At 73.9% G+C, this 26,712-nt stretch carries 19 protein-coding genes, 1 tRNA gene and 1 riboswitch; of the genes, 4 read left to right on the top strand and 16 right to left on the bottom strand.

Annotated elements, in window-relative coordinates; genetic code table 11:
- Positions 1-29 precede the first annotated feature (29 nt).
- From OH807_RS24500 to OH807_RS24490, 3 genes are all read right to left on the bottom strand, one after another.
- A complete protein-coding gene (locus tag OH807_RS24500; RefSeq protein ID WP_406202531.1) occupies positions 30-407 on the bottom strand; it encodes a hypothetical protein in 378 nt (125 codons plus the stop codon).
- Positions 408-599: 192 nt separating this feature from the next.
- Positions 600-1,511 (bottom strand): Bax inhibitor-1/YccA family protein, encoded by a 912-nt coding sequence (locus OH807_RS24495; protein WP_406202529.1) that lies wholly within the window; start codon positions 1,509-1,511, stop codon positions 600-602.
- 144 nt (positions 1,512-1,655) lie between these two features.
- Positions 1,656-1,737, bottom strand: a tRNA-Leu gene (locus OH807_RS24490).
- A 432-nt stretch (positions 1,738-2,169) separates the two neighbouring features.
- Between OH807_RS24490 and OH807_RS24485 the strand changes: the two genes are divergently transcribed.
- Entirely contained in the window at positions 2,170-2,943 is a 774-nt protein-coding gene (locus OH807_RS24485) for an ABC transporter ATP-binding protein (protein ID WP_406202527.1), read from the top strand.
- A gap of 44 nt (positions 2,944-2,987) precedes the next feature.
- On the top strand, positions 2,988-5,546 hold the full coding sequence (locus OH807_RS24480; protein WP_406202525.1) for an ABC transporter permease: 2,559 nt from the start codon (positions 2,988-2,990) through the stop codon (positions 5,544-5,546).
- Between the two features lie 269 nt (positions 5,547-5,815).
- Here OH807_RS24480 and OH807_RS24475 read toward each other — a convergent pair whose 3' ends face one another.
- The 7 genes from OH807_RS24475 to OH807_RS24445 all read right to left on the bottom strand — a co-directional run bounded on the left by OH807_RS24475 (position 5,816) and on the right by OH807_RS24445 (position 14,101).
- Positions 5,816-7,189 (bottom strand): NAD(P)/FAD-dependent oxidoreductase, encoded by a 1,374-nt coding sequence (locus OH807_RS24475; RefSeq protein WP_406202523.1) that lies wholly within the window; start codon positions 7,187-7,189, stop codon positions 5,816-5,818.
- Between the two features lie 428 nt (positions 7,190-7,617).
- Positions 7,618-8,553 carry an exopolyphosphatase gene (locus tag OH807_RS24470; protein ID WP_406211159.1) on the bottom strand — a complete coding sequence of 312 codons (936 nt, stop codon included), beginning with the start codon at positions 8,551-8,553 and terminating at the stop codon, positions 7,618-7,620.
- Between the two features lie 2 nt (positions 8,554-8,555).
- On the bottom strand, positions 8,556-9,230 hold the full coding sequence (locus tag OH807_RS24465) for a DUF501 domain-containing protein (RefSeq protein ID WP_406211158.1): 675 nt from the start codon (positions 9,228-9,230) through the stop codon (positions 8,556-8,558).
- Complete coding sequence (locus OH807_RS24460) at positions 9,202-9,714, bottom strand: septum formation initiator family protein (RefSeq protein ID WP_406202521.1); 513 nt, start codon at positions 9,712-9,714, stop codon at positions 9,202-9,204. Before OH807_RS24460 ends, OH807_RS24465 begins: the two co-directional genes overlap by 29 nt.
- 220 nt (positions 9,715-9,934) lie before the next feature.
- Complete coding sequence (gene eno, locus OH807_RS24455) at positions 9,935-11,221, bottom strand: phosphopyruvate hydratase (RefSeq protein ID WP_406202519.1); 1,287 nt, start codon at positions 11,219-11,221, stop codon at positions 9,935-9,937.
- Positions 11,222-11,466: 245 nt separating this feature from the next.
- The gene (locus OH807_RS24450) at positions 11,467-12,366 is read right to left on the bottom strand and encodes a transglycosylase family protein (protein ID WP_406202517.1); all 900 of its coding nucleotides are present in this window, start codon (positions 12,364-12,366) and stop codon (positions 11,467-11,469) included.
- Between the two features lies 1 nt (position 12,367).
- A riboswitch (cyclic di-AMP (ydaO/yuaA leader) is annotated at positions 12,368-12,537 on the bottom strand.
- A gap of 226 nt (positions 12,538-12,763) precedes the next feature.
- The gene (locus OH807_RS24445; RefSeq protein WP_406202516.1) at positions 12,764-14,101 is read right to left on the bottom strand and encodes a cytochrome P450; all 1,338 of its coding nucleotides are present in this window, start codon (positions 14,099-14,101) and stop codon (positions 12,764-12,766) included.
- A 322-nt stretch (positions 14,102-14,423) separates the two neighbouring features.
- Here OH807_RS24445 and OH807_RS24440 point away from each other — a divergent pair, with 322 nt between their 5' ends.
- On the top strand, positions 14,424-14,849 hold the full coding sequence (locus tag OH807_RS24440; protein WP_406202514.1) for an SDR family NAD(P)-dependent oxidoreductase: 426 nt from the start codon (positions 14,424-14,426) through the stop codon (positions 14,847-14,849).
- Between the two features lie 6 nt (positions 14,850-14,855).
- Here OH807_RS24440 and OH807_RS24435 read toward each other — a convergent pair whose 3' ends face one another.
- The 5 genes from OH807_RS24435 to OH807_RS24415 all read right to left on the bottom strand — a co-directional run bounded on the left by OH807_RS24435 (position 14,856) and on the right by OH807_RS24415 (position 21,708).
- The gene (locus OH807_RS24435) at positions 14,856-15,884 is read right to left on the bottom strand and encodes a MazG family protein (RefSeq protein WP_406202512.1); all 1,029 of its coding nucleotides are present in this window, start codon (positions 15,882-15,884) and stop codon (positions 14,856-14,858) included.
- A gap of 140 nt (positions 15,885-16,024) precedes the next feature.
- Positions 16,025-16,624, bottom strand: a complete 600-nt coding sequence (locus OH807_RS24430) for a hypothetical protein (protein ID WP_406202510.1) — start codon at positions 16,622-16,624, stop codon at positions 16,025-16,027.
- A gap of 172 nt (positions 16,625-16,796) precedes the next feature.
- On the bottom strand, positions 16,797-18,509 hold the full coding sequence (locus OH807_RS24425) for a protein kinase domain-containing protein (RefSeq protein ID WP_406202508.1): 1,713 nt from the start codon (positions 18,507-18,509) through the stop codon (positions 16,797-16,799).
- Positions 18,506-19,363, bottom strand: coding sequence for a hypothetical protein (locus OH807_RS24420; RefSeq protein WP_406202506.1), 858 nt, complete (start codon positions 19,361-19,363; stop codon positions 18,506-18,508). The genes OH807_RS24425 and OH807_RS24420 overlap by 4 nt, the downstream gene beginning before the upstream one ends.
- Positions 19,364-19,512: 149 nt before the next feature.
- Positions 19,513-21,708: an N-6 DNA methylase gene (locus tag OH807_RS24415; RefSeq protein WP_406202504.1), complete on the bottom strand. Its 2,196-nt coding sequence runs from the start codon at positions 21,706-21,708 to the stop codon at positions 19,513-19,515.
- A gap of 192 nt (positions 21,709-21,900) precedes the next feature.
- Here OH807_RS24415 and OH807_RS24410 point away from each other — a divergent pair, with 192 nt between their 5' ends.
- Positions 21,901-22,548 (top strand): DUF4352 domain-containing protein, encoded by a 648-nt coding sequence (locus tag OH807_RS24410; RefSeq protein WP_406202502.1) that lies wholly within the window; start codon positions 21,901-21,903, stop codon positions 22,546-22,548.
- A gap of 242 nt (positions 22,549-22,790) precedes the next feature.
- Here the strand turns inward: OH807_RS24410 and mfd are convergent, their stop codons facing one another.
- Positions 22,791-26,447, bottom strand: coding sequence for a transcription-repair coupling factor (mfd, locus tag OH807_RS24405; protein ID WP_406202500.1), 3,657 nt, complete (start codon positions 26,445-26,447; stop codon positions 22,791-22,793).
- Positions 26,448-26,712 lie beyond the last annotated feature (265 nt).

The following is a 26,712-nucleotide window of genomic DNA, read 5'->3' as shown; positions in this document are numbered from 1 at the left end:
CCCGGGGCGCTCGGCCCGGCCACCGGGGCTCAGCGGCAGGCCGCGGCCGTGGCGGTCACCTCGGCCAGCGCCGCGGCCGCCACCGCCGCGGCCGTCCGCGGCCCGCCCAGCGGCTCCGGGAGCACCACCTGCGCCGTCCCCGGCAGCGCGGCCAGCGCGGCCGCCAGGTCGTGCCCGGCCACCGCCAGCTGGTCGCCCGCCGCGAAGGCCCCGGCGTCCGGGACCTCCCGCACCGGTCCGCCCTCGGCGCCCTGCGCCGCCGCGGCCAGCCACCGGGCCAGCGCCAGCGCGGCGGCCGCCCGCGACGGGTGGCCGGGCACCGCGCCGAGCAGGCGGCTCTGCGGCATGGAGCGGAAACGATCCGCCAGGGCGTCGACGGCTTCGACCAGGAGCTGTGTTTCGGACATGCCGTGAGCCTAGGCCGTGTCCGCGCCGCCCCCGGTCCATCGCACCCGCTACCGGCCGGCCGCACCGGCCGCACCGGCGGCGGCGGGCGGCACCGGGCGGCACCGGGAACGCGAAAACCGCCGGGCCCCGGAGCGAACGGCTCCGGGGCCCGGCGGCAGTGCACCGTCAGCAGTGCGCCGACGGTGCGGTGATCAGTCGTCGCCGCGCAGGATCGCGATCAGCCGCAGCATCTCGATGTAGATCCAGACCAGCGAGAGGGTGAGCCCGAAGGCGGCCCGCCAGGACTCGTTCTGCGGGGCACCCTGCGCGATCGCCTCCTCGATGGCCGCGAAGTCCAGCGAGAGGAAGAAGGCACCGAGAGCGATGCCGATCACGCCGACCACGATGCCCAGCGGGCCGGAGCGCAGCCCCATGTCGGCGCCGAGCATCGAGGCGACGAGGTTGACCATCATCAGCAGCACGAAGCCCATGGCGATCGCGATGCCGATCCGGGTGTACCGCGGGGTGACCCGGATCCGGCCGGTCCTGTAGGCGATCAGCATCGCCGCGAAGACCGCCGCCGTGCCCAGCACCGCCTGGATCGCGATGCCCGGCAGGACGGTGTTGAGCGCGTGCGTCACCGCACCGAGGGCGAAGCCCTCCAGGGCCGCGTAGAGCAGGATCAGCGGCGGGCTGACGCTCCGCTTGAACGAGACGACCAGGCCGACCACCATGGCCACCAGGCCGGCGCCGATCGCGTAGCCGAAGTTCTCCGCCGGCAGCACGAACCAGGCCAGCGCACCGAAGGCGACCAGGGTGAGCAGCGTCATCGCGGTGCGCGCGACCACGTCGTCGAGCGTCATCCGCCCGGTGGCCAGCGGGCCGGCCGACGGGGCGTCGTACATCTGCACGAGCTGCTCGTCCGTCAGCGGCGGCTGCCCCGTCGCCTGCTGCGCGTACGGGTTGTTGCCGTACGGATTGTTGCCGTACGGGCTGTTCCGGCCGTGCGGGTCGGTGGCGTACGGGCTCCCGGCCGGCGGGGCCTGCGTGGTGCCGAAACCCGCGTAGCCGGGCTCGCGGGTGAACGACCCCTCCCGCGAGAAGACCGGGTTGCTGCTTCTCATTGCTCATTCCCTCCGTGGCGGCACAGCGCCGCCCGCACCACAAGGGTAATGGCTTGGCAAAGAAATGGGGATACGCCGCGAGGAGGATCCGGTGAACGACAGCCGGCGGGGACGCCGGGTCGGCGCCCCCGCCGGGTCGAGCGGTGCCCGGAGCCGGACTCGAACCGGCACGGCCTCGCGGCCAAGCAGTTTTAAGCTGCCCGTGTCTGCGTTCCACCATCCGGGCGTTCCGTGGCTCGGCCCCGGCAATGCGGGATGCGCTGCTCGCCTCCGCTCCGCCCGGGCCACCCCTGAGCCTAGTCGCCCGCATCGCCCTTTCGCATGTTCCCGGCCAGGGAAGTTGTCATGTTTCCCGGCCATCTGACGAACAGTTCGTGATTTGGCCACGCAAAGCGTGCTATCCGGCCACGGAGCTCCGATCAGGGTCGGTGTCATACCGAAGGATGAGGGCTTCACCTGGGTGTACGCCCAGCGGTGGTGGAGCCAACCGTCCGGCGGAGCGACGAATACCCGTGACCACGTGGCCGAGCATGGAGGTACGGCCGGAAGCCCCCCGGGGCCCGGCCGTCCAACGACCTTCCGCCGCCCGCCGGCACCTCCGCCGGGCTCCGGCGGTACCGCCCGCAGTCTGCAACCCGCGAACCCGAGGAGAACCCCCGTGACCACGTCGACCGCAACCGCCGTCCGCACCGGGCGGGCGGCCGCCCGCGCCACCGGCCTGAACAAGGTCTACGGGGAGGGGGAGACCCGCGTCGTCGCCCTCGACAACGTCACCGTCACCTTCCCCCAGGGCGAGTTCACCGCGATCATGGGCCCCTCCGGCTCGGGCAAGTCCACCCTCATGCACTGCATGGCCGGCCTGGACACCGTCTCCTCGGGCTCCTCCACCATCGGCGACACCGAACTCGTCGGCCTCAAGGACAAGCAGCTGACCCAGCTGCGCCGCGACCACATCGGCTTCATCTTCCAGGCCTTCAACCTGCTCCCCACGCTCACCGCGCTGGAGAACATCACGCTGCCGATGGACATCGCCGGCCGCAAGGCCGACAAGCAGTGGCTCGACCGCGTCGTCGAGACCGTCGGCCTCTCCGGCCGCCTCTCGCACCGCCCCAGCCAGCTCTCCGGCGGCCAGCAGCAGCGCGTCGCCTGCGCCCGCGCCCTCGCCGGAAAGCCCGACATCATCTTCGCCGACGAACCGACCGGCAATCTCGACTCCCGTTCCGGCGCCGAAATCCTCTCTTTCCTGCGCAACTCCGTCCGCGAACTCGGCCAGACCGTCGTGATGGTCACCCACGACCCCGTCGCCGCCGCCTACGCCGACCGCGTCGTCTTCCTCGCCGACGGCCGCATCGTCGACGAACTCGTCGGGCCCACCGCCGACACCGTCCTGGACCGCATGCGCCGCTTCGACGCCAAGGGCCGCACCAGCTGACACGCCGACAGCTCCCCGACCCTCCGCAGACCCCAGGACACCCCATGTATCGCACCGCACTGCGCAATGTGCTGGCCCACAAGGGCCGACTGCTGATGACGGCCCTCGCCGTCATGCTCGGCACCGCCTTCGTCGCCGGCACCATGGTCTTCTCCGACACCTTCGGCAAGGCCATGCAGGACAGCAACTCCAAGAGCTACTCCGACGTGTCGGTCCAGGTCGTCGACCGGGCGGCCGGCTCCGGCGCCACCGCCCGCGAGAAGAGCGAGAAGAGCCCGGCCACCCTGACCGACGCCACCGTCCAGCAGTTCGCCGCGCTCCCCGGCGCGGCCGCCGCCCGCGGTGTGGTCAGCGGCTTCACCGGGGTCGCCGACAAGCACGGCGCCCTGATCGGCCAGGCCTGGTCCGCCAAGGGCGCCAACTTCGCCCCCGGCGCGGACGGCAAGGACGCCCGCTACCCGATGATCGAGGGTCAGGGGCCGAAGAACGCCAAGGAGATCGCGCTCGACCGCAGGACCGCCGAGAAGGGCGGCTACAAGGTCGGCGACACCGTCCGGGTCGCCTCCAACGGCCCGGTGGCCGAGGCGAAGCTCACCGGCGTCTTCACCACCGACGACCCGGTGGTGAACTCCGGCGGCACGCTCACGCTGTTCGACCGCGTCACCGCCCAGCAGCTGCTGCTGGAGCCGGGCCGCTACAGCAGCATCGTGCTCGCCGCCAAGCCGGGCACCACCCAGGACGCCCTGCTCGGCGAGGTGAAGCAGAAGCTCCCGGCCGGCCAGCAGATGGACGTCGAGACCGGTCAGCAGCTCCAGGACGAGGAGCAGCGGATGATCACCCGGAGCACCAGCAGCATGCGCACCATGCTGCTCGTGTTCGCCGCGATCTCGCTCTTCGTCGGCATCTTCATCATCGCCAACACCTTCACCATGCTCGTCGCCCAGCGCACCAAGGAGCTCGCCCTGATGCGGGCGATCGGTGCCAGCCGCAAGCAGGTGACCGCCTCCGTCCTGATCGAGGCGCTGGCGATCGGCGCCGCCTCGGCCGCGGCCGGGCTCGTCGCCGGGGTCGGCATCGGTGCCGGGCTGCAGTCCCTGATCCACTCGCTGGACGACGGGATGCCCACCGGCCCGCTGGTGATCAAGCCGCTCACGGTGGCCGTCACCCTGCTGGTCGGCGTCCTGGTGACCGTCCTGTCCGCCCTGCTGCCCGCGGTGCGCGCCTCCCGGATCGCCCCGGTGGCGGCGATGAGCAGTGGTGACCAGCCGGCCGGCCAGCGGAGCCTGGTGATCCGCAACACGATCGGCTCGGTGCTGGCCGCCGGCGGCGGCGCACTGATCGCCTACGGCGCCTCCACCGGCAACAGCGGTGGTCGGATCCCGGTCGGTTTCGGTGCGGTGCTGACCGTCATCGGCGTCTTCATCCTGCTGCCGCTGCTCTCCCGCCCGGTGATCGCGCTGATCGGCCCGGTGCTCGGCAAGCTGGCCGGCACGCCCGGCAAGCTCGCCCGGCAGAACGCGGTCCGCAACCCGCGCCGCACCGCGGCCACCGCCGCCGCCCTCACCATCGGCCTGACCCTGGTCAGCGGCCTGACGGTGATCGGCGCCTCGGTCGGCGGCACGCTGGACAAGGCCGTCACCAGCTCGATGAGGGCCGACTACCTGGTCTCGGCCGCGAACGGCATGAGCCTCTCCCCGAAGGTCCCGGCCGAGGTCGCCAAGACCGCCGGGGTGACGGCCTCCTCGCCGCTCACCACCGTCTACTGGGAGCTGAACGGCACGACCAAGTCGATCAGCGGCCTGAACGCGGACGTGTTCGACAAGCTCGTCTCGGTCAAGCTGACCAGCGGCTCCACGGCCTCCATCGCCCAGGGCCAGATCCTGATCGACACGGACGTCGCCAAGAAGAACAACGTCACGGCCGGCTCGGCCCTGACGGTCACCTACCCGGACGAGTCCACGGGCCAGGTCACCGTCGGCGGGGTCTACGAGACGGGCGGCATGCTCGGCCCGGTCGTCCTGGCCAACAGCGAGATCGCCAAGCACGACCCCGAGCCCTACATCAGCAACGTCGTGGTCAAGGGCGCCGACGGTGCCACCGACTCCCTGAAGCAGGCCCTCAAGGACGCCACCGGCGCCAACCCGGTGATCGAGGTCAAGTCCAAGCAGGACGTGCGCGACGACTTCAGCCAGACCATCACCTTCGCGCTGAACATGATGTACGGCCTGCTGGCGATGTCCGTGATCGTCGCGATCCTCGGGGTCGTCAACACGCTGGCCATGTCGGTCTTCGAGCGCAAGCGCGAGATCGGGATGCTCCGGGCGATCGGCCTGGACCGCGGCGGCATCAAGCGGATGGTCCGGCTGGAGTCCGTGGTGATCTCGCTCTTCGGTGCCGGCATCGGCCTCGTGCTCGGCTCCTTCATGGCCTGGGCGATCAACGGGACGCTGAAGTCCAGCCTGGCGGGCCTGACCACCGTCCTGCCCTACGGCCAGCTGCTGCTCTTCCTCGCCCTGGCCGGCGTGGTCGGCCTGGTGGCGGCGATCTGGCCGGCCCGCCGGGCGTCCAAGCTGGACATCCTGGAGAGCATCAAGACCGACTGACCCCCGGGTCGGCGTCGCGCGAAGGCCCCGGGCAGCCCGCCCGGGGCCTTCGCCCCGTTCCGGCCGGCTCCCCCGCGAAGGCTGCGGGGAGCCGGCCGGAACGACGAGAAGGCCCCGCCGGAGGGTTTCGGCAGGGGCCTTCTCGTACTGCTGTACTCCGCCCGGTCGCACGGCCGGCTGAGCACCACGGAGGTCGTGGTCCGGCGACACTGCCGGGCGGAGGGCCTCCGACTCATACCCCGGTGCTCCCACACCGGGATCTCAGTCGCTTACTTGCTGGTGGCGAGCTCCTTGTCGGCGGCCGGCTTGGCGGCCTCGACCGGCTTCGGCGCGGGCGCCGCAGCCTCCTGGAACGCCTCGAACGGCTTCTCCATCTGGGCCAGACCCACGGTCTCGCGCTTCAGGAACATCGCCAGCGTCCAGTCGGTGAAGACGCGGACCTTGCGGTTCATGGTCGGGACCATCGCGCCGTGGTAGCCGCGGTGGAACCACCAGGCGAGGCGGCCCTTGAGCTTGACCTTGCCGAAGAGGATCGCCACGCCCTTGTGCAGGCCGAGACCGGCCACCGCGCCGAGGTTCTTGTGCTTGTACTCGGACTGCGGGAAGCCGCGCATGCCGGAGATCACGTTGTCGCCGAGGACGGCGGCCTGACGGACGGCGTGCTGCGCGTTCGGCGGGCACCAGGCACCCTCGCCGGAGGCGAGGTCCGGCACCTGGGCGTTGTCGCCGGCGGACCACACGTAGTCGAAGCCCTGGACCTGGAGGGTCGCGGCGGTGTCGACGTGGCCGCGCGGGCCCAGCGGCAGGCCGAAGTTGGCCAGCACCGGGTTCGGCTTGACGCCGGCCGTCCACACGATGGTGGAGGCGTCGGCCTCGACGCCGTTCTTCAGCACGACGTGCTGGTCGACGCAGGAGTCCATCGAGGTCTCGATGTAGATCTCGATGTTGCGCTCTTCGAGCTTCTCCTTGGTCCACAGACCGAGGTCCGGGCCCATCTCCGGGAGGATGCGGTTGGCCGCCTCCACCAGGATGAAGCGCATGTCGTCACGGCTGACGGTCTTGTAGATCTTGGAGGCGTCGCGCGCCATGTCCTCGATCTCGGCGATCGTCTCGACACCGGCGAAGCCGCCGCCGATGACGACGAAGGTCAGCGCCTTGCGGCGGATCGCCTCGTCCGTGGTGGACTCGGCCTTGTCCAGCTGCGCCATGACGTGGTTGCGGAGGCTGATGGCCTCCTCCACCGTCTTCATGCCGATGCCGTGCTCCGCCAGACCCGGGATCGGGAAGGTGCGGGAGACCGAGCCGGTCGCGACGACCAGGTACTCGAAGGGCAGCTCGTACGAGTCGCCGGCCGCGGGCTGGATGGTCGCGACCTTGCGGGCGTGGTCCACACCGGTGACAGCACCGGTGAGCACCTCCGCCTTCTTCAGGGCGCTGCGCAGCGGCGCGACGAGGTTGCGAGGCGCGACGTTGCCGCCGGCCGCCTCGGGAAGGAAGGGCAGGTACGTCATGTACGACCGCGGGTCCACGACCGTGACGGTCGCTTCGCCGTAGCGCATCTTCTTGAGGATGCGCATCGCGGCATACAGGCCGACGTAACCACCGCCGACAATGAGGATGCGAGGACGCTCCGTGGTGCTCATATCGGAAAGTATCCAGCACCGTCCGGAGCAGCCTTCGTGAGCCCGGTCACAAGCCACTGGACACCCCGTGCTACACTTCGCGCCCCCTCGGAGCGGCCGGGGGTGTCACCTCACGGCCCCCACGGCCCCCCTGTGAGCACAGGCGTGCGGATGCCCCACCTGAGCAGCAACGATCCGCACCACGCCTCGGTTCCCGCGCGTGATTTCGATTTTCAAACCCGTACGGGAACACAGCCTGCGATCCAGCGGGCGTCACGGCTACCGCACCTTCAGTCCCACATTTCGGACGTTGCGGGCACTCGGGCACGACGAATGGCTGGATCGCCATGTGAAGAAATTCACGAAGTTTCTCGCCCGGCCCCGGGCGCGCCCCGGCCCCGGCACCCCCAGCGGGGTCCCGGGGCCGGTCGGGTAAGGCCCGTACGAGGTCAGGAGGCCATACTCCAGGCGATGCCGTCCAGGATGTCGTGCTCGCTGACGACCAGCTCGGCGGCGCCGGTCCGGGTCATGATCTCCAGCAGCTCCAGGGCGCCGGCCGCGATCACGTCCACCCGGCCGGGGTGCATCGACGGGATGGCCGCCCGCTGGTCGTGGGTGGCGGTGAGCAGCTCGTCGGCGATCCGGGCCACCTGCTCGCGGCTGATCCGCGAGTGGTGGATCGCCCCGGAGTCGTAGGCCGGCAGGTCCTGGGCGATCGCCGAGACGGTGGTGACCGTCCCGGCCAGGCCCACCAGGGTGGCCGCGCCGGTCAGCGGGACGACCTCCTCGGCCTTGTCCAGCTCGGCCCGGACGTGCGCCCGGGCCTCGGCGACCTGCTCCGCCGACGGCAGCTCGGCGCCGCCGAAGTGGCGCTCGGTGAGCCGGACGCAGCCGATGTCCACCGAGCGGGCCGCCCGGACCTCCGCGCCGCCGAGGACGAACTCGGTGGAGCCGCCGCCGAGGTCGAAGACCAGGTACGGCGCGGGGAACTGACCGCCGGTGAGCTCCTTGGTGGCGCCGACGAAGGAGAGGTGCGCCTCCTCCTCACCGCTGACCACCTCGGGGCCGACGCCCAGGATGTCGCGCACGCCCTTGGCGTACTCGTCGCTGTTCTCGGCGTCCCGGGAGGCGCTGGTGGCGACGAAGCGGATCCGGTCCGGACCGACCCCGAAGCCGGAGATGATCTCCGCGTACTCGCGGCAGGCCGCGAAGGTGCGGGCCAGCGCGTCCGGGTGCAGCCGGCCGGTCCGGTCCACGCCCTGGCCCAGCCGGTTGATGACCATCCGGCGGTCGAGGTCGGTGATCTCCCCGGTCTCCGGGTCGAGATCGGCGACCAGCAGCCGGATCGAGTTGGTGCCGCAGTCGATCGCGGCCACGCGCGTCATGCTCACTCGGACTCCTGCGGTGCGGCATCCTCGGCCACGCGCTTCTTGGCGGCGCGCTCGGCGGTCTTCTGCTCCTTCGCGGCGATCACGGCCGCGTGGTCCTGCTCCTTGGCACGGTTCCGGGCGACCCGCCCGCCGGCCGCCTCGACCTCGGCCGGGGAGACGCAGGGGCCCTTGGCCCACCAGTCCTCCAGCATGCCGATCGCCTCGTCGCCGAGCGGGTTGACGCCCTCGCCGGCCGCCAGGGAGTGGCCGACCAGCACGTGCAGGCACTTCACCCGGTCCGGCATGCCGCCCGCGCTCGGGAAGCCCTCCAGCACCTCGATGGCGTCGCGGCGGGCGATGTAGTCCTCGTGCGCCTTCTGGTAGGCGGCGGCCAGCTCCGGATCCTCGGCGAGCCGGGCGGTCTGCTCCTTCATCACGCCGTCCGCCTCCAGGGTGCCGATCAGCGAGGCGGCCTTGGGGCAGGTCAGGTAGTACAGGGTCGGGAACGGCGTGCCGTCCGCGAGCCGGGGGGCCGTCTCCACGACGTCCGGGTTCCCGCAGGGGCAGCGGTGCGCCACGCCGCGCAGACCGCGCGGGACCCGGCCGAGCTGGGCGGCGATGGCCGCGACGTCGGCGTCGGAGACGGAGACGGAGGGGTGGTTCTCAGTGGTCATGGGGGGAGCTGGCTCCAGCAGGGGGCAGGGATGTCTGCGACGGGCGGGGAGGGGGCGGGGCGAGGGCCGCGGTGGTGTCGGCGGCGTCCACCGAGTCCCACACGCTCGCGTACCAGGGCTTGGCGGCCTTCGCCGGGGCGGCGGCCGTGCCGTCGGACGGCGCCGGCGCGGGCACGGAGGACTTGGCGGCGCCCTGGCCGGCCCGGTCCACCGCGATGTACGGGGTCTCCCCCGGCATCGCGTAGTGCAACCGGGCGCGGGCCTGCGCCTTGACGTACTCCGGGTCCTGCCAGCGGGCCTTGTCCCGGCGCAGCTGTTCGACCTGCTGCCGGGCGTGTTCGGCCTTCGCCCGCTGGGCGGAGATCTCGGAACGCTGGGAGATGAACTGCCGCGTCGGGTAGGCGAGGATCGCCACCAGCGAGCAGAGCACCAGGACGAGAACGGTCGCCCGGCTCGTGAAGCGCGGCCGGGCCGCCAAGCCCGGGATCCGCCAGCCTGCCATCTCCCGTGTCCCCTCCTGTCGCACCGGTGCCCCGCCGCCCACCCTACGGGGTGGACGGCGGGGCACCGGTCAGGCGTGCGCGGGCGGGCCCGGCTCGGCCCTCGTGCGCGCGGCCTCGGGTCACTCCGCGGCGCGGCTGAGCTGGTTGTTCCGCGGCGCGACTGCGCTCGTTACTCCGCTGCGCGGCTGTGCTCGTTACTCCGCTGCGCGACTGTGCTCGTTACTCCGCTGCGCGGAAGCGCGGGAAGGCGCCGCGGCCGGCGTACTCGGCGGCGTCGTCGAGGATCTCCTCGATGCGCAGCAGCTGGTTGTACTTGGCGACGCGCTCGGAGCGGGCCGGGGCGCCGGTCTTGATCTGGCCGCAGTTGGTGGCGACGGCGAGGTCGGCGATGGTGACGTCCTCGGTCTCGCCGGAGCGGTGCGACATCATGCAGCGGTAGCCGTTGCGCTGGGCCAGCTCGACGGCGTCCAGGGTCTCGGTCAGCGAACCGATCTGGTTCACCTTCACCAGCAGCGCGTTGGCGGTGCCGGTCTCGATGCCCTTGGCCAGGCGGGCCGGGTTGGTGACGAACAGGTCGTCGCCGACCAGCTGGACCTTGTCGCCCAGCTTGACCGTCATGGCCTTCCAGCCGTCCCAGTCCGACTCGTCCAGCGGGTCCTCGATGGAGACCAGCGGGTACGCGGCGACCAGCTCGGCGTAGTACTCGATCAGCTCGGCGGCCGAGAGGGCCTTGCCCTCGAACTGGTAGGCGCCGTCCTTGTAGAACTCGGAGGCGGCGACGTCCAGGGCCAGCGCGATGTCGCGGCCGGGCACGTAACCGGCCTTCTGGATGGCCTCGGTGATGAGGTCCAGCGCCTCGCGGTTGCTGTCCAGGTTCGGGGCGAAGCCGCCCTCGTCGCCGAGGCCGGTGGAGAGGCCGCGCTCCTTCAGGACGCCCTTGAGGGTGTGGTAGACCTCGACGCCCCAGCGGACGGCCTCGGAGAAGGACTCCGCGCCGATCGGAGCGATCATGAACTCCTGGATGTCGACGTTGGAGTCCGCGTGCGAGCCGCCGTTGAGGATGTTCATCATCGGGACGGGCAGGACGTGCGCGTTCGGGCCGCCCAGGTAGCGGAACAGCGGCAGGTCGCTGGCCTCGGACGCGGCGTGCGCGACGGCCAGCGAGACGCCCAGGATGGCGTTGGCGCCGAGCGAGGACTTGTCCGGGGTGGCGTCCAGGTCGAGCATGGCCTGGTCGATCAGGCGCTGCTCGGTGGCGTCGTAGCCGACCAGCTCCGGGCCGATCTGCTCGATGACGGCCAGGACGGCCTTCTCCACGCCCTTGCCGAAGTAGCGGTTCTTGTCACCGTCGCGCAGCTCCAGCGCCTCGAAGGCACCGGTGGAGGCACCCGACGGGACAGCGGCACGACCGGTGCTGCCGTCGTCGAGGCCGACCTCGACCTCGACCGTGGGGTTGCCACGCGAGTCGAGAATCTCACGGGCTACGACGACATCGATGGACGGCACGAGGCATCTCCTAGCGGAAGCAGGTCCGGCTGACGATGGGTGCTGTCGGCCGGACGATTGCGGAGTCGTTACGACCAGAGCCTAACCGCACGGGCTCCCGGGGCCACGCTGACCTCGGTCCCGTCTCAGCGTGTGGCCGTGCTACCCGCCGGTAGTTCACCTGGTTGCCGGTCGAAAGACGACCGGATGGGGACGAAGGGGGCCGAACCGGCCCCCCTCGCGCACCACTGCGGGCGGACGGCCGGTCAGCCGAGGCTGAGCACCTGGCCGGGCATGATCAGGTTCGGGTCCGTACCGACGGTCCCGCGGTTGCCGTCGTACAGCGCCTGCCAGCCGCCGGAGACGCCCTGGGCGCCGGCGATGCCGGCCAGCGTGTCGCCGTCGCGGACGGTGTAACCGTGACCGGCCTGCTGCTGGGCGGCGGCCGGGGCGGCGGGGGCGGGCTGCGCGACCCGGGCGTCCTGGGCGGCCCCCTGGCCGGCGTACTGCTGATAGACGCTCTGGTGACTGGTCCAGTACCAGTCACCGTTGCTCTGGTACCAGAACACCTTCGCGTCGGCGTCCCAGCCGGCGTGACCGGAGAAGCCCGGGGCCTGGGTCTCCTGCTGCCCGTACTGCTGGACGGCGGACTGCGGCGCCTGCTGCTGGACCGGCTTCTGCGCCGGCTTCTGGGCCTGCTGCACGGGCTTCTGAGCCGGCTTCGACGGTCCGGGCTGCTGCGCGGCGGGCTTGGCGTCCGCCGAGGTGTCGACCGAGGCCGGGGCACCGCCCTTGCTCAGTCCGGCCTTCTGGGAGCAGACCGGCCAGGCGCCCGGGCCCTGCGAGGCGAGGACCTTCTCGGCGACCGAGATCTGCTGCGCCCGGGTGGCCTGGTTGGCCTGCGGCGCGTAGCCGGTGCCGCCGTACGCCTTCCAGGTGCTGGGGGTGAACTGCAGACCGCCGTAGAAGCCGTTGCCGGTGTTGATGCTCCAGTTGCCGCCGCTCTCGCACTGGGCGACGGCGTCCCAGGTCGAGGCCGGGGCGGCCGAGGCACCGGTGGCGGTGAGCAGCGGCATCGCGAGCCCGACGCCGGCCACGCCGGCGACGGCGATGGCCCTCTCGGTCTGGGTGCGACGACGGTGACGGCCGGTTCCAACGAACAGCATGAAGGTCCCTCTCCGCACGCCTGCGAGGTGAGCTGTCGGGTTCGGACCGGGAGGTGGCCCGGCCGCGTGACGCGGACTTCCTGCCCGCGCGGGCGGCTTCACCCCGAGCCGTGGGGGACGGCAACAAACCTGGTTCCCCCGCCCCTGCCCAGGGTCTGGTCGGTTTCCCGTGGCACGGCGGGCAGGATTCGGCGTCCCGTGCACGAGGTCCGCAGCTGCGAACTCCACGGAGGGTAGACAGATCCTCTTACCAATCACAAGCTCATATCGCCGACATCACACAGAAATTACGACGCATGGTCGATCGCCCACCAACGACGGCGCTATGTCCGGATTGATGACGGTTCAACCCCCGTGCCTCCGCGCGTCGACGACACTCCATCAGAGTGGCGACGCCTCAGAACCCACTGTCGGAGGAATCACCCGAAGACCCGGCGGAAGGCATCGGGGAACTCACCGAGGACTTCTCCGGTGAGGTCACCGACACCTTCTTCGCCGGACTGAATTCGACCGGGAGCTCCCGCAGGCCACGCATGATCAGGCCACCGCGCCAGCGCAGGTCGTCCGGGTCGGCGGCGAGTTTCAGATCGGGCAACCGGGTGAGCAGGGTGGCCAGCGCCGCCCGCCCCTCGAGGCGGGCCAGCGGGGCGCCGATGCAGTAGTGGATGCCGTGCCCGAAACCCAGGTGCGGGTTGTCCGTCCGGCCGAGGTCCAGGGTGTTCTCCTCCACGAACCGCGCCGGGTCCCGGTTGGCCGCCGCGAGCACCACCAGCACCGGGTCACCGACCGGGATCGCCACCCCGCCGATGGTCAGCGGGCTGGTCGCGAACCGCCAGGTGGCCAGCTCCACCGGCCCGTCGTACCTCAGGAGTTCCTCGATCCCGGTCTCCAGCAGGCCGCTCTCGCCACGGGCCACCGACTCCTGCAGCTGCGCCCGCCGGTCCGGATTGCGCAGCAGCGCGTAGGTGCCGTTACCGATCAGGTTGACCGTCGTCTCGAAGCCCGCGAAGAGCAGGATGAAGGCCATCGCCGCGGCCTCGTTCTCGGTCAGGTGCTCGCCGTGGTCACTGGCCCGGATCAGGCCGGAGATCAGGTCGTCGCCGAGGTCCGCCCGCTTGCGGTGGATCAGTTCGAGCAGGTACGAGCGCATCTTCTTGACGGCACGCCCGACACCCCCGCGCCGGCCCCCGCCGTGGCGGATCATCATGCCCGCCCAGTCACGGAAGTCGTCCTGGTCCTCGGCCGGCACGCCGAGCAGGTCACAGATCGCGTAGATGGGGAGCGGGAAGGCGAACTCGTGGATCAGGTCGGCGCTGCCCCGCTCCGCGAACCCGTCGATCAGCCGGTCCGTGAGCTCCTGCACCCGCGGCTCGAACTCGGCCACCCGGCGCGGCGTGAACGCCTTCGACACCAGTCGGCGCAGCCGCGTGTGGTCCGGCGGATCGATGTTCAGCAGGTGCGTCATCAGATCGGCCTGGCGCTCGCCCGGAATGCCCACCCGGCCGGTGCGGTGCGCCTGCCCGCTGTGGTGCACCGGGTTCTTGGAGAGCCGCCCGTCGGCCAGCGCCTGCCGGGCATCCGCGTACCTGGTCACCAGCCAGGCCTCCACCCCGCTCGGCAGGGTGGTGCGGTGCACCGGCTCGTGCTCCCGCAGCCAGGCGTACGCCGGGTACGGGTCGGCGGCGAACTCCCAGGTGAAGAGGGGCGGGCGGGCGGAATCGGGCTGCACTGACATGGGTCGACGGTATCCCGGTGGGGTTCCCCGGCGGCGGTCCGGTCGGGGCCCGGACGGCGGCGCGGCGGGCGGCGCGGCGGGCAGTGCCGACAGGGGCGTGGCGAGCGGCGCGGGCCGGGGCACCGGGAGGGGCGCGGGCGGCGGCGCGCGGCGGGCGGGGCGGGGGCGCCCGCGGCGCTCCGGCGGGTTCTCCGGCGTGGCAGGCGTGAGCCTGGTCACCTGCGGGGTAATCCCTGTTGCGGAGGGTCAGGACAAGCCTACGATCCTCCGCAAAGCAACACGTGGGCGCCGGTGCGGAGCCGCCCACAGGGAGGAGCGCACCATGCGGGTCACCGGGGCAGTCGTCGTCATCGCCGTGGTCGACGGCGGGTCGGGTGCCGACCTGGCACGCCGCCTCACCGCCGCCGGCGCCGCCGGGGTGCTCATCGCCGACGAGCGCGAGGGCGTCGCCGAGGACCTCGCCACCGAGCTCGACCGGCCCGGCTGCCCGGTCGTCGGCGTCTGCGGCGACATCCGCCGGCCCAGCGACATCGCCGCCCTGGTCGACACCGCCGAGAAGCACCTCGGCCCGATCGACCTCTTCTGCGTGGCCGGCCCGGACGGCGAGCGGATCCTCTCCCTCGCCGACCTGCCCGACCACCTCGACCTGGAGCGGCTCGCCGAACTGCTCGAACTGGTCGGCGAGGCCATCGGCGAGGTCCTGGTACCGCCGCAGCGCCGGTCGGTGGAGACCGCCGCGGCGGTCTGACCCGCGCTACTCCGGCCGGCCGGGCCCGAGCCCCTCGGCGGCCCGCACGGCGTCCCGGTACCCCCGGGCCGCCGCGCGCAGCGCCGCGTCCACGTCCACCCCGCCGTCGTGCGCCCGCTGCGCCACGGCGAGCAGCAGGCTGCCCGCGGACTCCGCGGTCAGCTCGGCGGGTAGTTCGTACGGCGCGTCCGGCACGCCCGCGACCCCGCCGCGCCGCACCCGCGACACCAGCTTCGCCGCGTACGCCAGCGAGGGCAGCCCGGCCGGCACGCCGTCCAGCACCGACTCGCGGTCGGACTTCTCCGCCGCCTTCAGCGTCTCCCAGTTCGCCTCCACCTCGGCCGCGCCGGTGGCCTCGGTGTCCCCGAAGACGTGCGGGTGGCGGTACATCAGCTTGTCGACGAGGTCACCCGCCACGTCGTCGACCGAGAAGGCGTCGGTCGGGTGCTCCTCGGCGATCCGGGAGTGGAAGAAGACCTGGAGCAGGACGTCCCCCAGCTCCTCGCGGATCGTCGCGCGGTCCCCCTCCTCGATCGCCTCGACCAGCTCGAACGCCTCCTCGACCAGGTACTTCACCAGGCTGGCGTGGGTCTGCTCGGCGTCCCACGGGCAGCCCCCGGGCGAGCGCAGGCGGTCCATCACGGAGACCAGGTCCAGCAGCCGCGCACCCGGCAGGTCGTAGGAGCCCGGCAGGACCTCGATCTCGGGCACCTCCCCCGCACGCTCCACCGCCAGCCGCGCCAGCGCGTCGGTCAGCCCCGGATCGCCGTCCGGGCCGCCCAGCCAGACCGTCGGGCCCGCGGCGGCCGGCTGCCCGGTCAGCAGCCGGGCCAGCGCCGGTACGGAGCCGGGCTCCACCACCTCCACCTCGACGCCGGCCTGCCGCACCGCCGCCACCTGCGGGTTCCCGGCGTCCCCCGTCAGCACCCGGCCGGCCGACCGCAGCGCCTCCCAGGCCGGCCAGGACAGCAGGCCGGGGGCCACCCGGTGGGTCGTGGTGAGCAGGATCAGCTTCGCGTCCGGAAGATTCGTCACACCCCCGAACCTACCCGCCGCCGCGGGCGGGCCGCCTCCGGTTTCACCGGCCCCCGGCGCGGTCCGGAGGCCCGGGCAGGGCGCCCGCCAGCCGGTCGTACCGGAGGTCGGTCGTACCGGAGGTCAGGGGGCGGCTGGGGTCAGGGAGCGGCGAGCCAGGGCGGGGTTTCGGGGAGCAGGGCGACCCGCTCCGGGTCCCAGGTGCCGTAGCGGGGATTGATCCGCAGGTGCAGCGCGGCGGCGGTACCGGCCAGCGCCAGCCGGACGGTGGCGTCGCCCTCCGGGGTGCCGGCGTCCTGGCCGGCCGCGGCGGCCAGGACGCGGATGCCCAGCCGGCGGCGGTAGGAGGCGTCGATCCCGCTGCCCGGGACCCCGCCGGCGGCCAGCGCCCGGGCCAGCGCCGCGGCGCCGCCGTACCGCTGCTCGTCGGCCGCCCGGGCCGCCGCCACCTCCGGGGGGCCGACCGCCAACCCGCGGTCGGCCACCGCCCGGGCGACCACCGCGTCGAGCACCAGGTCGGTGACGGCCCTGCGGGCCGGCCCGTCGGGCTGCTGTTCCGCGTCCGCCGAGGCACCGCCGGCCGCATGGCGCAGCTCGGCGACCCTCGCCTGTACCGCGCCCACCGCGATCGGCCGCCCGTCCAGCACCGCCGCCGCCCCCGCGGTGAGCCCGCCGTCCGCGCACCCGGCGAGGGCCGAGGCGGCGAGCAGGGCGCCCACGAGGGCGGTCCGACGGTGCATGGCTGGCCTCCGGGGTGACGGCGGCGCTCGGCAGGGCGTTCGCGCGAAAGGCCGGGCGTTGTCCCGAGAGTAGGGCGGACGGGCCCGGGCCGCGCGGACCGCGGCGCGCGCGAGTCCCCCGGACGGAGCACCGCCGCCGCCGGCCCCGGGCGCGCTCGCCGGCCGGCCCGGGTCAGCGGGTGGGCGTCCAGGGGGTGGCGCGCGGGTCGGCGGGCGGGGGGTTGCCGGTGGTGCGGTGCGGCTGGAGGGTGTCGAGGTTCTGGCGGAGGCGGCGGACGGCCGGGTGGTGCGGGCCGTCGCGGCGCTCCCGGTCGAAGAGCAGCTGGAGCAGCCACTGCCAGGCGGCCTCGGCCTCGCCGCCCGCGGCGAGCAGGACGCCGATCCGCTCGCGCAGGTCGAACGCCCGGTCCTGGTCCCCGGCCGGGGCGGCGGCCAGCAGCGCACGGTACTCGGCGAGCGCCTCGGTGCCGTGGCCGAGCCGCTCCAGGCACTCGGCGGCCCGGTAGCGGTGCTCCTGGGCCGCCGGGCCGAGCGGGCCGCCGTCCGCGGTGGCGGCGAGCAGCCGGTACTCGGGGAGCGCGTGGGCGTAGCGGTGTTCCTGGTGGAGGGTGCGGGCGTGGATGGTCCGGATGGTGCGGACCAGCGGCGCGGCGTCACCGAGCGCCGCCTGCGCCCTGGGCAGCAACGCGGCGGCGAGGTCGAGGACCTCGGCGCGGCGGCCGGCGTCGACCAGGTCGGAGAGCCGGGCGCAGGCGGCCGCGAGGTCCGGCTCGCCGGGAGCGGCCGGCGGTGCGGGCGCCGACGCGGGCCGCGGCGGTGCGGCGGACGGCGCCGGGAGCGGTACGGCGGGCGGCGCCACGGGCGGGGGCACCGCGGCCATCAGGAACGGGTGCGGTTCGGCGCGCGGAGCCGGCGGGGCGGCCGCCGGCTCCGGCCGGGGCTGCGGCTGGAGCGGGTGCCGGTACGGGCGGGTGGGATCGGGCAGCGGCCCGAACCGGGGCTGCGGCGCGGGCACGGCCGCGGGGAGCAGCGGCAGCAGCCGGGCGTGCACCTCCTGGGCGTCGGCCGGGCGGTCGGCAGGCTGCTTGGCGAGCAGGTCGAGCACCAGCCGTTCGAGCACCGCCGGGACGTCGGGCCGCAGGTCGCGCAGCGGCACCGGCGGTTCGTCGACGTGCCGGCGCAGCACGCCGAGGGCGCTCGGCGCGCGGAACGGCTCCTCGCCCGCGAGCATCGCGTGCAGCAGGCAGCCGAGCGCGTAGAGGTCGCTGCGCGGGTCGATGGTGGCGCCGAGCGCCTGCTCGGGGGCCATGTAGGAGGGGCTGCCGATCGGCACGCCGGTGAGAGTGAGGCGGGTGGCCTCGGTGTCGAGCGCGGTGGCGATGCCGAGGTCGAGCAGCACCGTCCGGCCGTCGTCCCGGACCATCACGTTGCTGGGCTTGAGGTCGCGGTGGACGACCGGCACGGCGTGCACGGCGCCCAGCGCGGCGCAGAGCTGGGCGGCGACGGCGACCGCGCGTTCGAGCGGGAACGGTGCGTCCTCGGCGATCAGGTCGGCCAGGCTGACGCCGGGGACCCGCTGCATGACGAGGTACAGCTCGCCGTCGTCCTCGCCCGCGTCGAAGACGGTGACCAGGCCGGGGTGGTCGAGCGCGGCGGTGATCCGGCATTCACGCAGGAAGCGGCGGCGCAGCTCGTCGCCGTGGCGCCGGTGGTCGTTGCCGCCGGCGGAGCCGTCGGTGGGGAGCAGGTGGTCGGTGCGGAGGAGTTTGACGGCGACCGGGCGGTCCAGCCGCTCGTCGTAGCCGCCCCAGACCTGGCCCATGCCGCCGTGGCCGATCTTCTCGGCGAGCCGGTAGCGGCCGCCGATCACCCGGGCGGAGGTCACGGCCGGCCGCCCTCGCGGGCCTGGCGGCGGAGCAGTTCGCCGAGCTCGCGCAGCTCGTCACCGGTCGCGGGGGCCGGCGCGGGGCCGGGGCCGGCTCCGGGGGCGGGTGTGGCGGGGCCGGCCGCCGGGGCGTAGCCGGGCGCGGCACCGTACGACGGGCCGGCCGCCGCGGGCGGGTACCCGGCCACCGGCCCGGCGGCCGCCCCGGGCGGCGGGTAGTACGCCGCCGCCGGGGCGGGGGCCGGGGCCTTCGGGCGGCCCGCGTCCCAGACCGCCCGGAGGTCCATCGCCAGGAAGTGCAGCGGTGCGCCGAACCACATCAGCACCATCGCCACCATGCCGACGGTGTCCGCGGTCGGTGCGTTCTTGGTGCCGCCCGCGACCCCGGCGCAGACCAGGTAGGTGAGGAAGAGTCCGGCGAAGAGCACCGCGCCGGCGATGTCGTACGCCCGGCGGCGGCGGATCGCCAGCAGCAGCGAGGGGATCATGCCGAGCAGACCGACGGTCAGCAGCGGTACGAGGGACCACAGGATGCGGCCGAGCAGGCCGAACGGGCCGGCGGCCGCCCCGGGGCGCAGCGCCGCCAGCGGCTGGGTCGGCGGCACGGGGTACGGCCCCGCGGCGGGGTGGGGCTGGGCCGGGTACGGCGGGCCGTACCGGGGCGGGCCGAACTCGGGCTGCGCGTACTCGGCCGGGCCGAACCGGGGCTGCTCGAAGGAGGGTTGGCCGAACTGGGGGCCGACCGGGTGGGGCGCTCCGTACCCGCCCGCGTCGGCCGGGCCGTCGAGGGGCGCGCCGCCGGGGAACGCGCCGCCGGACGGTGGTCCGAACTGCCCGGGGTACTGCCCTGACATGTGCGCTCCTGAGCGGGGTGGAAAGGCGGCCGGCGGCGGTACGAACGGACTTCGCACACCGTACCGCCCGCCGCCGACCCTGCGGAGGGCGTTCCACCGTCACGGCTCCTGCGCCGGACGGCCCCGGCGGCCCGCCCGTACCGCCGCGGTCAGCCGGCCGTCGGGGGTACGCCGGTGGCGAGCGCGTCGGTGAGGGCCTGGGTGAGGGTGCGGGCCAGGCCGGCGGCCTGCTGGAGGGCGCTGTCGAACGCTTCGAGGCGGGCGAACGCGGCGCCGAGGGCCTGCTGTTCGGCGAGCGGCAGGCGCGGGAGCTCCACCCGGCGGATGTCGAGGCGGGCGGTGGTGGAGGCGTGGCTGGCGGCCCTGCGGGTGGCGGCGGTGGACCGGAACCGACCCGCCAGGAAGTCCGGGTCGAGCGCGGCCCGGTCGGGGCGGAGCAGGTGCAGCTGCCGGCCGAGCGCGGCGCCCGCGTACGGGCTGCCCGCCCGGACGACCCTGGCCACGCCGCCCCCGAGCGCGGGGACGAGGACGTCGCCCGGGCGGATCCGGACGTCACCGGCGGGGCCGGCCGGCCCGGCCGGGTCGAGGACGACACCGGGCGCGCCGCCGGTGAGGAGGTCCTGGTCCGTCAGCACGGGGGTGCCGGCCGGGTCGGCGGCCACCGGGCGGGTCGGCACACCGGAGCCCGAGGAGTACACCTCCAGCGCTCCGCCGCGGACCAGCTCCCCCACCGTGACCACCGGCGCGAGCGCACCGGCGGCGACCGCACCGGGGCCGGGCGGGACGGCCGGCGGCGCCCCCGGCGCCGGCAGCAGCGAGGCGGGCTCGGCCAGGCCGGCCAGCAGCTCGGTCAGCCGGCCGCTCAGGTGGGCGAGTTCGGCCGCCCCGCCGACCTGCGGGGCGGGCGGGACGTGCCGGGTCGGCGAGAGGTCGGTCTCGTCGTCGAGCAGGTCGATCGCGGGCATCGTCCGGTGGACCCCCGGCAGGTCCGCCGGCAGCGGCAGGCCCTCCCGGGCGGCGAGGTCGAAGCCGCGCCAGGCGTCCAGGACGGTCCGGTGGAGCGTGGCCCAGTCGACCTTGTCGCGCCCGCCCTCCCCCGGCTCGGTGACGGCCGGTGGCACGGGCCCGGGCGCGGGCGGGCCGAAGGACGCCGCCGACGCGTCGAGCAGCAGCACCTGGCGGAAGTCGTCCCCGGGCCGCGGCGCGCGCAGGATCCACAGGTGGAGCGGCACCCCGTACGGCGGGGCGGCGCCGGCCGGCAGGGCGACCACGGCCCGCAGGGCGCCGGAGCGCAGCAGCTCGGCGCGGACCCTTCGCCCCGCGCGGCGGGTGGCGACGGTCGGCGGCAGCAGCAGGGCGGCGAGGCCGCCGGGGCGGGTGTGGGCGAGGCAGTGCAGCAGCCAGGCGAGTTCGGACTCGCCGCGCGGCGGGACGAGACCGCCCGGCCAGCGCGAGTCGAACTGCAACTCGTCGTGCCCCCAGTCCCGTTCGTTGTAGGGGGGCTGGCAGAGCACGGCCTCGAAGGTGTCGCCGGGGTAGCCGTCGGCGCGCAGGGCGTCGCCGGCGCGGACCTCCGCCGGGAGCGGCCCCGGCTCGTCGGCGGGCGCGTGCAGGGCGAGCCGGAGCGCGGCGAGCGCGGCGGTCACCGCGTCCGCGTCCTGGCCGTAGCGGCCGGTGGTGGGCGGGAGGGCGAGCAGGACGGCTCCGAGGCCGACGGCCGGGTCGAGCACGGTGGCGGGGACGCCGGCCACGGCGGCGAGCAGGCCGGCGGCCTCGGGCGGGGTGGGGCTGAGCTGACGGGTGTTGGCCTCGGCGTAGCGGGTCAGCAGCTGCTCGTACGCGCCCGGGGCCCCGGCGGCGTCGGCGAGTTCGGCGAGCAGGCGGGCGAGGTCCAGCTGCGTGGAGCCGAGCAGGCCGGGGAGGCCGAGGGCCGCGGTGGCGCCGTGGCCGAGGGCGGCGGTCGCGACCTCGGCGAGCGCGCGGGGCAGGGCGGTGGCGAGCCGGGTGTCGGGTTCGGCGGCGAGCGCCTGCCGGTGGCCGGGCTCGCGATGAAGCAGGAGGAGGACGGCCCCGGCCTGGACGAGCGGCCCGGCGGGGTGGCCGGCCGGGTCCCGGAGGGTCTCCAGCAGCTGCCAGACGCGCTCCAGCAGCGGCAGCTCGGCGAGCTTGCCCTGGGCGCGGAGCCAGTCGGCCACCTCGTCGAGCGCGAAGGCCGGGCTGCTGTCGGTGCCGCCGACCGGGCGCGGGAAGTCGGCGTGGCGGCGGCGCCAGTTGCTGACGGCGGCCCGGCCGACCCCGGCCAGCCGGGCGATCTCGACGGCGGTCACCTCGGGGCGGTCCGGCATGGAGCTCCTTCGTCACGCACGGGGTGGGGTGTGACCGCACAGCATAGCCAGCACCCCCGACCTCGGCGTTCACATGTGAACAGAGCCGTTTTGCGAATAGCCGTTGACATCGTTCACAGCCAATGATGTGATCTCTCCTGTCGGCACCGCAGGAAGGCGCCGACGACCACCACCGAGATCCGGGAGCACCCCATGTCCGTCGCCACCACGCCCCGCCGCCGCGCCACCCGCCGCAACGCCGCCCTGCTGCTGGGCGCCGCGCTGGTCGCCCTCACCGCGACCGCCTGCAACTCCACCGGCGGCGCGTCCGTCGCCACCGAGCCGAAGCAGACCGCGGCCGCCTCCGCCCCGGCTGGCGCCGCCGCCGGCTCCACCGGCGCCGCCAAGCCCGCCGAGACCAAGCCGGCCGACGCGCCCAAGGCGGCGGCCAAGGTGGGCGACACCATCGCGCTCAAGGGCATGGAGAAGAGCAACACCGCCGACGTCACCGCCGTGAAGGTGGTCGACCCGGCCGAGAGCTCGAACGAGTACCTCAAGCCGGCCGACGGCAAGCGCTACGTGTCGGTGCAGTTCCAGATCAAGGCCACCGGCACCCAGGCCTACGGCGAGACCCCGTGGAGCAGCGCCAAGGTCGTCGACGCCCAGGGGCAGGCGTACGGCCCGACCCTGGCGGACACCAAGGCCGGCCCGGCCTTCCAGACCCCCACCAACATCGCCGCCGGCGAGAGCGGCAAGGGCTTCGTCACCTTCGAGGTCCCGACCGACGCCAAGCTCGACAAGGTCCAGTTCGCCCTGGACAACGGCTTCGCCAACCAGGTCGGCCAGTGGAAGATCGGCTGACACCTCGGTTCACGGGCAGCCCGGACCGCAGGGCCTTCACAGGGCGCACAAGCCCCACCGGACGCCCTCGCCCCACCTGCCCCACCCGCCGCATCAGCGGCACCCGCACCACCGGCCGGACCGGCCCCAGCAGCCGCACCGGCCGCAGGAACACCGGGGGAACGAGAACAGCGGTCCCGGGCACCGTTGCCCGAGACCGCCGCTCACCCCGCCACCGCGCCCCACGGCGCGGAGACGGTCCGCTACTTCTTCGCCCCCGCCAGGTCGTCGAACATCGCGGACAGGAACTCCCGGCACCATCCGAGCAGTTCACGCCCGACCAGCGGCTTCCCGCCGATCCGGCCGGTGGCCGGCCGGGGCACCAGCAACTGCTGGGCGGCCGCCTTGACCTGGCTGCGCGGGTAGAGCCGGTTCAGCCGCAGCTGCTGGGACTCGCGCAGCTCGACCGGCCCGAAGCGGACGTTGGCCCCCGCCAGGGTGATGTCCGCGATGCCGCAGCGCCGCGCGTACAGGCGCAGCGCCGCCACCAGCAGCAGGTTCTCCACCGGTTCGGGCAGCTTGCCGTACCGGTCGACCAGCTCGTCGCGGACCTGCTTGATGTCGTCCTCGGAGTTGACCGCCGCGATCGAGCGGTAGGCCTGGAGCCGCAGCCGCTCGCCCGGCGCGTACTCGTGCGGCACGTGGGCGTCCACCGGCAGCTCGATCTTCACCTCCAGCGGCTCCTCCTCCGGCTCGCCGCCGCCGCCGGCCAGCGACTCCCGGAACTCGGCCACCGCCTCGCCGACCATCCGCATGTAGAGGTCGAAGCCGACGCCCGCGATGTGCCCGGACTGCTCACCGCCGAGCAGGTTGCCGGCGCCGCGGATCTCCAGGTCCTTCATCGCCACGTACATGCCGGCGCCCATCTCGGTGTGCTGGGCGATGGTGGCGAGCCGCTCGTGCGCCGTCTCGGTCAGCGGCTTCTCCGGCGGGTACAGCATGTACGCGTACCCGCGCTCGCGGCCACGGCCGACCCGGCCGCGCAGCTGGTGCAGCTGGGAGAGGCCGAAGGTGTCGCCGCGCTCCACGATCAGGGTGTTGGCGTTCGAGATGTCGATGCCGGACTCCACGATCGTGGTGGAGACCAGGACGTCGAACTCCTTCTCCCAGAAGTCGACGACGACCTTCTCCAGCGCGGTCTCCCCCATCTGCCCGTGCGCGGTGGCGATCCGCGCCTCGGGGACGAGCTCCCTGAGCCGGGCCGCCGCCCGGTCGATCGACTCGACCCGGTTGTGGATGTAGAACACCTGGCCCTCGCGCAGGAGTTCACGCCGGACGGCGGCCGAGATCTGCTTCTCGTCGTACGGGCCGACGAAGGTCAGCACCGGGTGCCGCTCCTCCGGCGGAGTGGTGATGGTGGACATCTCGCGGATGCCGGTGACGGCCATCTCCAGGGTGCGCGGGATCGGCGTCGCGGACATGGTCAGCACGTCCACGTTGGCCCGCAGCTTCTTCAGCTGCTCCTTGTGCTCGACGCCGAACCGCTGCTCCTCGTCGACGATGACCAGGCCGAGGTCCTTGAACCTCGTCTCGGAGGAGAACAGCCGGTGGGTGCCGATGACGACGTCCACCGAACCCTCGAAGAGGCCCTCCAGGACGGCCTTCGCCTCGCTGTCGGTCTGGAAGCGCGAGAGCGCCTTCACCGTCACCGGGAAGTTGGCGTACCGCTCGGCGAAGGTGGAGAAGTGCTGCTGCACCAGCAGCGTGGTCGGCACCAGGACGGCCACCTGCTTGCCGTCCTGCACCGCCTTGAAGGCCGCCCGGACGGCGATCTCGGTCTTGCCGTAGCCGACGTCGCCGCAGATCAGCCGGTCCATCGGGACGGACTTCTCCATGTCCGACTTGACCTCGGCGATGGTGGTCAGCTGGTCCGGCGTCTCCGCGTAGGGGAAGGCGTCCTCCAGCTCGCGCTGCCACGGGGTGTCCGGGCCGAAGGTGTGGCCGGGGGCGGCCATCCGGGCCGAATACAGCTTGATCAGGTCGGCGGCGATCTCCTTGACCGCCTTCTTGGCCCGCTGCTTGGTCTTCGCCCAGTCCGCGCCGCCGAGCCGGTGCAGCGTCGGGGCCTCGCCGCCGACGTACTTGGTGACCTGGTCCAGCTGGTCGGTCGGGACGAAGAGCCGGTCGCCGGGGTGGCCGCGCTTGGCCGGCGCGTACTCCAGCACCAGGTACTCGCGGGTGGCGCCCTGCACCGTGCGCTGCACCATCTCCACGTACCGGCCGACGCCGTGCGCCTCGTGCACCACGAAGTCGCCGGCCACCAGCGCCAGCGGGTCGATCGCGTTGCGGCGCCGGGACGGCATCCGCCGCATGTCCTTGGTGGAGGACCGCTGCCCGGAGAGGTCGGTCTCGGTGACGACGGTCAGCTTGAGCGCCTCGTCGACGAAGCCGTGCTCGATCGAGCCGCAGGAGACGTGGACGACGTCCCGGGTCGGCGCCTCCGTGAGGTCGGCGACCAGCCGGGCCGGGATGCCCTCGTTGCCGAGCACCTCGGCCAGCCGCGAGGCCGGCCCGTGCCCCTCCGTCACCATGACCACCCGCCAGTCGGCGGCCAGCCGCTCCTTGGCGTCGGCGATGGCCCGCGCGGTGTCGCCCCGGTACGCCTCGACGGCGTGCATGCCGAGGGCGAGCGTGTTGGCGTCGCCGTGCCCGCCGTCGAATCCGGCCGGGCCCGCCGCCCCGCCGGCCGCGGACTCGCTGGTCGCGAACGGGCTGACCGACCACCAGGGCAGGCCGATCGCAGCCGCGTGCTCGCGCACCTCGGCCAGGGACCGGAGCGAGGCGGCGGAGACGTCGATCGCCTCCAGGTCGATCGGCCGGTCGCCGCCGGCCGCGGCCGCCACCCAGGAGGCGTGCAGGAACTCCTGACTGGTCGCCACCAGGTCGGCGGCCCGGGTGCGGACCCGCTCCGGGTCGCAGACCACCGCGACCGAGCCGAGCGGCAGCACGTCCATCAGCAGTTCCATGTCGTCCACCAGGACGGGCGCCAGCGACTCCATGCCCTCGACGGCGATGCCCTCGGCGATCCGGTCCAGGATCTCGGCGAGGCCCGGGTGCTCGGCGGCCAGCTCTGCGGCCCGCGCGCGCACCTCGTCGGTCAGCAGCAGTTCACGGCAGGGCGGTGCCCACAGGCCGTGCTCGGCGATCTCCAGCGAGCGCTGGTCGGCCACCTTGAAGTAGCGGATCTCCTCGACGTCGTCGCCCCAGAACTCCACCCGCAGCGGGTGCTCCTCGGTCGGCGGGAAGACGTCCAGGATTCCGCCGCGGACGGCGAACTCACCACGCTTCTCGACCAGTTCGACCCGGGAGTAGGCCGCCGCGGAGAGCCGGCGGGCAACCGCCTCCAGATCGTGCGACTCCCCGCGGACGAGGGCCACCGGCTCCAGCTCGGCGAGCCCCTTCACCTGCGGCTGGAGCACCGAACGGACCGGTGCCACGATCACCTGCACCGGCCCGGCCGCGGGGTCGTCCGCCCGCGGGTGCACGATCCGGCGCAGCACGGCCAGCCGGCGGCCGACGGTGTCCGAGCGCGGCGAGAGCCGCTCGTGCGGCAGCGTCTCCCAGGCCGGGTACTCGGCGACGGCGTCCGGCGGCAGCAGCGACCGGAGCGAGGCGGCGAGGTCCTCGGCCTCCCGGCCGGTCGCCGTGACGGCCAGCACCGGGCGGCCGCGCTCCCCCGCCGCCCGCCCGGCCAGGGCACGGGCCAGGGCCGCGATGACGAACGGCCTGGCGGCGGGCGGGCCGACCAGGTCCAGGTGCCGGCGGCCACCGGCCGCGGCACCGGTGGCGGTCGCGGCCTCGATCGCCTCGGCGAGCGCCGCATCCCGGGCGACGACATCGAGCAGTCCGGTCAGGCTCATCTGGAGTCTCTTCTTCGTCCCGTGGCTGGTGCTGCCCCGGGGCGGCAACGGCCCGCCGGGGCAACGCGAACGGCCCGGCACGCCGAGCGGCCGGGGGTCTCCAGCCTACGCCGCGGCGCCGACAGGCACGCGGCGCACGGCCGGGGCGCGCGCGGGACGCGTCCGGGACGCACCGGAGCCGGCCTCCGCGGCACGACCCGGACGCGGACGAAGCACCGCCCCCAAGCTGCGACTGTGCCTCCGCGATCCGCCACGAACTGGACAT

Source organism: Kitasatospora sp. NBC_01560, from assembly GCF_045208415.1.
In the GTDB taxonomy this organism is placed as follows: Bacteria; Actinomycetota; Actinomycetes; order Streptomycetales; family Streptomycetaceae; genus Kitasatospora.
The sequence above is the reverse complement of the archived record's forward strand: the minus strand, read 5'-3'. Positions and strand labels throughout refer to the sequence as shown.

Coding starts and splice junctions, on each gene's coding strand:
- OH807_RS24500 (WP_406202531.1), bottom strand. CDS start 407: ATGTCCGAAACACAGCTCCTGGTCGAAGCCGTCGACGCCCTGGCGGAT.
- OH807_RS24495 (WP_406202529.1), bottom strand. CDS start 1,511: ATGAGAAGCAGCAACCCGGTCTTCTCGCGGGAGGGGTCGTTCACCCGC.
- OH807_RS24480 (WP_406202525.1), top strand. CDS start 2,988: ATGTATCGCACCGCACTGCGCAATGTGCTGGCCCACAAGGGCCGACTG.
- OH807_RS24475 (WP_406202523.1), bottom strand. CDS start 7,189: ATGAGCACCACGGAGCGTCCTCGCATCCTCATTGTCGGCGGTGGTTAC.
- OH807_RS24470 (WP_406211159.1), bottom strand. CDS start 8,553: ATGACGCGCGTGGCCGCGATCGACTGCGGCACCAACTCGATCCGGCTG.
- OH807_RS24460 (WP_406202521.1), bottom strand. CDS start 9,714: ATGGCAGGCTGGCGGATCCCGGGCTTGGCGGCCCGGCCGCGCTTCACG.
- OH807_RS24450 (WP_406202517.1), bottom strand. CDS start 12,366: ATGCTGTTCGTTGGAACCGGCCGTCACCGTCGTCGCACCCAGACCGAG.
- OH807_RS24445 (WP_406202516.1), bottom strand. CDS start 14,101: ATGTCAGTGCAGCCCGATTCCGCCCGCCCGCCCCTCTTCACCTGGGAG.
- OH807_RS24440 (WP_406202514.1), top strand. CDS start 14,424: ATGCGGGTCACCGGGGCAGTCGTCGTCATCGCCGTGGTCGACGGCGGG.
- OH807_RS24430 (WP_406202510.1), bottom strand. CDS start 16,624: ATGCACCGTCGGACCGCCCTCGTGGGCGCCCTGCTCGCCGCCTCGGCC.
- OH807_RS24420 (WP_406202506.1), bottom strand. CDS start 19,363: ATGTCAGGGCAGTACCCCGGGCAGTTCGGACCACCGTCCGGCGGCGCG.
- OH807_RS24415 (WP_406202504.1), bottom strand. CDS start 21,708: ATGCCGGACCGCCCCGAGGTGACCGCCGTCGAGATCGCCCGGCTGGCC.
- OH807_RS24410 (WP_406202502.1), top strand. CDS start 21,901: ATGTCCGTCGCCACCACGCCCCGCCGCCGCGCCACCCGCCGCAACGCC.
- mfd (WP_406202500.1), bottom strand. CDS start 26,447: ATGAGCCTGACCGGACTGCTCGATGTCGTCGCCCGGGATGCGGCGCTC.